Annotated in this window: 4 protein-coding genes; 3 read left to right on the forward strand and 1 reads right to left on the reverse strand. The window is 41.3% G+C overall.

What is annotated here, in order from left to right:
- Positions 1-94 precede the first annotated feature (94 nt).
- The gene (locus tag E1176_RS08480) at positions 95-3,913 is read left to right on the forward strand and encodes a S8 family serine peptidase (RefSeq protein ID WP_155210179.1); all 3,819 of its coding nucleotides are present in this window, start codon (positions 95-97) and stop codon (positions 3,911-3,913) included.
- Positions 3,914-3,984: 71 nt separating this feature from the next.
- Here the strand turns inward: E1176_RS08480 and E1176_RS08485 are convergent, their stop codons facing one another.
- Entirely contained in the window at positions 3,985-4,992 is a 1,008-nt protein-coding gene (locus E1176_RS08485) for a M28 family peptidase (protein ID WP_155210180.1), read from the reverse strand.
- Positions 4,993-5,150: 158 nt separating this feature from the next.
- On the opposite strand from E1176_RS08485, the gene E1176_RS08490 reads away from it, so the two are divergent.
- On the forward strand, positions 5,151-5,624 hold the full coding sequence (locus E1176_RS08490; RefSeq protein WP_246205976.1) for a ribosome maturation factor RimP: 474 nt from the start codon (positions 5,151-5,153) through the stop codon (positions 5,622-5,624).
- Positions 5,625-5,632: 8 nt separating this feature from the next.
- Positions 5,633-6,764 (forward strand): transcription termination factor NusA (gene nusA, locus E1176_RS08495; protein WP_155210181.1); only part of this gene is annotated, 1,132 nt, incomplete at its 3' end.

Raw genomic sequence — 6,764 nt, forward strand, 5'->3', positions numbered from 1 at the left:
GGTCTTTTTTACAAACTTATATTTTGTATATTAAGCTTTCAGTAGATTCATACGGAACTGCTGCTTATTATTCTCAACCTAAACCACAAACCACATGAAAACATCTACCAGGCACTGGCAAGCAGTGCTCACAATTTTCCTATTTTCGGTTTCTACAGCTTTTGCACAGACCCAGATGCAAAAACAGCAGATTAGCAACCGATATGATCAGACAAAGCTTACTAAGTTAAAGACAGAATTTGCCAGAAAAGCAGATTTACAAAAGCAAGAAGCGCTTCGAATGGCCGCTGAACGAGGCTGGGATGTCTTAAAATCAAATGATGACGGTACGTTTGACGAACTTATCGCAGTGTCTAAAGATGGTCATCCCGTTTATTACACCATCTATAATGAAGATGCTGCAAGGTCTACCCGAGCTGACCACCTACATTCAGGAGGTTCCCTCGGCCTCAGTGTAAATGGGCTTAACATGACTGCTCATGTTTGGGATGGTGGCCCTACTCGCCCATCTCACCAGGAATTTGACGGAACGGGCGGTACCAACAGGGTATCGATAAATGATGGCGTCACTTCATTAAATGGAAATAGCTTTCATGCCCAACATGTAACCGGTACTATCGTGGCATCAGGGGTACAACCTGCTGCTAAAGGTATGGCCCACCATGCAAGAGCTTTAACGCATGATTGGAACAATGATTTATCAGAAGCTACATCTGAAGCCTCGGCAGGTATGCTTATTTCTAATCATAGTTACGGATATCGTGCCAGCCTCATACCAGACTGGTACTTTGGCGCATACATCGATGAGTCTCGTGATTGGGATAACCTAATGTACAACTCACCCTATTACCTTATGGTGGTGGCAGCCGGTAATGATGGAAATGATAATTCTTCCAACGGGGCCCCATTAAATGGCAATTCTTCTTATGACAAATTGAGTGGCCACTCTACAGCAAAAAATAACATGGTAGTAGCCAATGGGCAAGATGCCAACATTGCAGCTGACGGATCACTTAACAGTGTAACTATAAATAGCAGTAGTAGTGAGGGACCCACTGATGATTTAAGAATTAAACCTGATATAACCGGTAATGGTACAGGCGTATACTCTACTTATGATAATAGTGATGTGGCTTATAATTCCATTTCAGGTACATCAATGGCATCTCCAAATGTTGCAGGAACACTTCTTTTGCTTCAGGAGCATTATAACAATGTAAAAGGAAGCTTTATGAGAGCTGCCTCTTTGAAAGGTCTGGCGCTGCACACAGCTGATGATGCGGGCTCTTCTGGTCCTGATGTTATTTATGGCTGGGGCTTATTAAATGCCAAAGCCGCTGCGCAGGTTATTACGCAAGAAGGCAGTGAATCTAAAATAGAAGAGCTTACACTCAACTCAGGCCAGTCTTATCAAATTACGGTAGATTCTGATGGTGTTAATCCTTTGATGGCCTCTATCTCCTGGACAGATCCTGCAGGTACTGCAAATACAGGAACTACCAATCTTACAACACCTGTACTGGTAAATGACCTGGATATAAGAGTAACTAAAGGTGGTTCTACATTTACACCTTACAAGCTTACTGGTGTAAACACCAATAGTCAGGGAGATAACAATGTGGACCCATTCGAAAGAGTTGATGTAGCTGGTGCTTCGGGCTCATATACAATCACAGTAACTCACAAGGGTTCTTTATCTGGTGGCTCACAAAACTACACACTCATCGTAACAGGCCTTACCGGCACACCTGTAGTTTGTAATGCCACTACTCCATCAGGCCTGGGGGCGTCTAACATAGGTACAACTACTGCTACTTTAAGTTGGAATACCGTAGCTGGCGCAACTTATGATGTAAGGTATAGAGAAGTAGGAACTTCAACGTGGTCTACTGTGAGCGATATCGGTACCAATTCAACCAACCTTAGTGGTTTGAGTAGCGAAACGCAATATGAAGCGCAAGTGAGAAGTAAGTGTCCTGATAGCTCTACTTCTGCCTACTCTTCCTCAGTGAATTTTACCACAGCCTCTACAAATTGCGTTGGCGGTATTACAGCTTACCCATATGCCGAAAGTTTTGAAAATACTTTAGGATTATGGTCACAGTCAACAGCCGATGACCTCAACTGGACGATTGATGCAAATGGAACACCGTCAAGTAATACGGGCCCTGCAAGTGCCATTGATGGCACTTATTACATATACATGGAAGTATCAGGCAATGGCACAGGATTCCCAAATAAGCGAGCTATTTTAAATTCTCCTTGTTTTGATTTATCTGGTCAAACAGGGGCGTCTGCTTCATTCAACTATCACATGACTGGTAATGCTGTAGGTACCATTGCCCTTGAGGTGAGTAATGATAATGGAAACAACTGGGTTTCTGTATGGTCACGATCGGGAGACCAAGGCTCAGCATGGAATAATGCAGATATCGATTTAAGTTCGTACGCAGGTGGTACACTGCTTCTTCGATTTAATGGCGTTTCCGGATCTTCATGGCAAGGTGATATTGCTATTGATAACTTTGGATTATCTGGAGGATCAGGTGGAGACACCCAGGCACCTTCTACACCGACAAATCTGGCAGCTTCAAACATTACCAAAACTACTGCAGACCTCACCTGGACTGCATCTACAGATAATGTAGGAGTAACAGGTTACGATGTGTATGTCGATGGAGCTTTAGATGGAAATACGGCTAATACAAATTACTCGCTTTCAGGATTAACAGCAGGGACATCTTATGCAATAAGCGTAAAAGCAAAAGATGCCGCAGGCAATGAATCAGCTGCTGCCACAACAAGCTTTACAACGCAGGCAGATGGCTCTTCACTTCCATACGCAGAAGGCTTTGAAAGTGGATTTGGCGACTGGACAAATGTTTCCGGTGATGATTTCAACTGGACTAGAAGATCAGGTGGCACACCTTCAAGCAACACCGGGCCTTCTTCAGCAAGTGAGGGTAGTTTCTACATCTATGTAGAATCAAGTAGCCCTAACTATTCTAACAAAACCACCATAATAGAAAGTCCTTTTTTCGACCTTTCAGGTGTGTCAAGTGCTAGCTTCACATTTAAGTATCACATGTACGGTTCTTCGGCCATGGGTAGCTTAAGGTTAGAAGCTTCTACTAATGGCACCTCATGGACTTCTGTATGGTCTAGATCTGGTAATCAGGGAAATAACTGGTTAAACGGAAATGTGGACCTAACAGCTTATGCAGGTGGCTCAGTCAAGCTAAGATATGTGGGTACTACCGGTACCACATGGCAGGGAGATATGGCTGTTGACAATTTAGCACTCAGTGCAGGCGCAGGAACCACTGATGTGACCCTCACTATTGTCTTAGACAACTACCCTGAAGAAACGAGCTGGCAAATTAGAGGTGGGGCTACGGTAATTGCATCCGGAGGAACATATGGCTCCCAACCAGATGGATCAACCGTAACTGAAACTATAACATTATCAGACGGCTGCTATGATTTCGTCATCAATGATACATATGGTGATGGTATTTGCTGCGCGTATGGTAGCGGCTCTTATGAGTTAAGAGATGGCGGTACAGTTTTAGCTTCAGGCGGCAACTTCGCTTCATCAGAAACTACCAATTTCTGTGTGGGTGGTGCGGTATCTAATTATGCTTTAACATCCAACAGTTCAGTAATTGAAGGGGTAAAACCAGATGGCTTTAGTGTTTATCCTAACCCAGCACTTGATAACCTGAAATTATTTACAGGAAAAATGGGCGCTGTTTCATATAGGATCATCAATGTTTCTGGTAAAGTATGGAAGTCTGGACAAACAACAGGCAACCAGAGCACCATTGCAGTAAGTGACCTTAAAGCCGGTGTTTATTTCATACAGGCTACTGATGGTGAGAATAGTGTGATAACTAAATTTATAAAACGATAGACTCAAACCAGTAAAATCAAAAAAGGGCAGAAGTAACTTCTGCCCTTTTTTGATTTAATTCATTTGCTACTTTATTCGTGATACAAAACATGCAAAACAGTCTCCCCAACGGCTTCTAATGTTTCTTCGCTTATTATTCCAATATTGTCTTTGTGCGTGTGGTGGTAATCTCCAAAATAACCATGCTCAGGGTCATAATGTACAATATCAATCATAGGGATTTTAGCATATTCGTTTACAAAAACATGGTCATCTGTAATTCCATCGATAGTGTTTTTTACAAAATACCTACCAAAACCAAGTTTATGAGCTCTGTTCCACACTTTTTGCATTACACCAGGCGCATAATACATCGAGCCTCCTTCCATATGAAATTGAGACCCCTTAGCACCAACCATATCTAATAAAATTCCATAATATGCAGAATACCCGGCCTCATGCTTATTTTTAGACCAATATTGCGAACCAAGGCACCACCAGCTATCCCAACCATCACGTAGCTCAACAGGATCTTGCGTTGAAGTATCATTACCCCAATCTTCTCCATCAAATAAAATCATATCAATTCCGATTTCCGGAGGTGTGTTATTGCCGATTACTCTTGCTAGCTCCAACAAAACACCTACCCCACTAGCCCCATCATTTGCTGCATCAATAGGCTCGAACTGACGCTCCGTATCTTTGTCAGCAAATGGTCTGGAATCCCAGTGAGCCGCTAATAGTACTCTTTTCTTCTTTTCTGGATTAAAACTGGCAATAATATTCCTTAACGGAACCGTTTGATTGTCAAATGTAGTCACCTCAAAATCCTGTGTCTGTACTTTAGCACCATAAGACTCAAACTTTTCTATAAAATATACTGCTGCCTCTTTATGTGCTTCGCTACCGGGCACCCGAGGGCCAAAAGCCACTTGCTTTTCAACAAAGTTGTAGGCACTATCAGCATTGAAATTTGGCACGTTAACCACTTTTCCCTCTTTTGAGGACACTTCTTTCTCCGCTTTCTTGTTACTGTCGCAAGACCACAAAACAGTTAAAAGCAGGGCCACTACGATCTTATTTTTATTGATGAACTTCATTCTTTAGAGGTTAAATCGGTGCATAGAACTAAACGCACTGTTGGGTTAAAAATTATGTTTTCTGCTATGGTTTGTAAAGCAAACAAAATTGACTTAAATTTGCATCGAAATATAGAAATTGTTTCAGAGGGGGCCAGAGCCCCCTCTTTTCATATTCCATGATGACAAACCTGAAAGATCAAATATTAGAAATAGCCAACCGACACCTCAGTGATGAAAGTCACTTTTTGGTGGATGTCATTATTTCTAGCAAAAAGGGCCCTAACAAAGTCCTGATTCTTTTAGACGGTGATGAGGGCGTAAACATAGATGATTGCGCAGACCTAAGCCGTGCTGTCAGTAACGAGATAGAAGAAAGTAATTTGATAAGTGATGCTTATCGCATTGAAGTTTCATCTCCTGGAGTAGATTTTCCTTTATCAATGGACCGTCAGTTTCAGAAAAACATTGGTCGCACCGTAAAAGTGAGCCTTGATGATGGAAAAGATGTAAAAGGTGAACTTAAGGCATATGACGACAAAAGTCTGACGCTGGAGGTTACGAAAGGAAAAGGCAAAAAGAAAGAGGTAGAAGAAGTGACTTTGCCACTTTTGAATATTAAAAAAACTATTGTTCAGATTTCATTTAAATAAAAACAAAGATGGATGCTGCAGTATTAATTGAGTCATTTGCAGACTTTGCTAAACAAAAGAACATTGACAGACCGACAATGATCAGAATTCTGGAAGACGTTTTCAGAACGATGATCAGAAAGAAGTTTGAAACAGATGAGAACTTTGACATTATTATAAATGCCGACAAAGGTGATTTAGAAATCTGGAGGTTCAGAGAAATTGTTGACGATAACTCTGAAGACATTTGGGATCATGACAAGATCAGCTTAAAAGAAGCTAGAAAAATTGAGCCTGACTTTGAAATTGGTGAAGAAGTAGCAGAAGAAATTACACTATTCGACTTTGGTCGAAGAGCTGTAATGACGGCACGTCAGACGCTCATCCAAAAAGTAAAAGACCTTGAAAAGGATATCTTATTTGAAAAATACAAGGAGCTTGTAGGTGAAATCATTTCTGGTGAGGTATACCAGATTTTAAGTAGAGAAGTATTGCTTATCGATGGTGAAGGAAATGAAATCTCAATTCCAAAAAATGAGCAAATACCAAAAGATAGATTCAGAAAAGGTGATCAGGTAAGAGCTATCGTTGACCGTGTAGAAATGATCAATGGTAACCCAAAGATTATTTTGTCTAGAACAAGCCCTGTTTTCTTAGAGAGACTGTTTGAAAGCGAAGTACCTGAAGTTTATGACGGCCTTATTACCATCAAGAAAGTGGTGAGAGAGCCAGGTGAGAGAGCAAAAGTGGCTGTAGAATCTTATGATGATAGAATTGACCCTGTAGGTGCCTGCGTAGGTATGAAGGGATCAAGAATACACAGTATAGTTAGAGAGCTTCAAAATGAAAACATTGATGTAATCAACTTTACTGATAATATGGAGCTTTATATTACTAGAGCTCTAAGTCCTGCAAAGATTACCAGCATGAAAGTAGACGGTGATGACGGACGTGTAGCCGTTTATTTAAAACCAGATCAGGTTTCACTGGCAATTGGTAAAGGCGGACAAAATATTAAACTAGCCAGCAGATTAGTTGGTTTAGAAATAGATGTGTTTAGAGAACTTGGCGCTACTGAGGAGGAAGATGTAGATCTTGACGAGTTCACTGACGAAATCGAAGACTGGGTAATCGATGCACTTAAGAAAATTGGTTTAGATA

The sequence above is a fragment of the Fulvivirga aurantia genome, assembly GCF_009711475.1.
GTDB classification, from domain to species: domain Bacteria; phylum Bacteroidota; class Bacteroidia; order Cytophagales; family Cyclobacteriaceae; genus Fulvivirga; species Fulvivirga aurantia.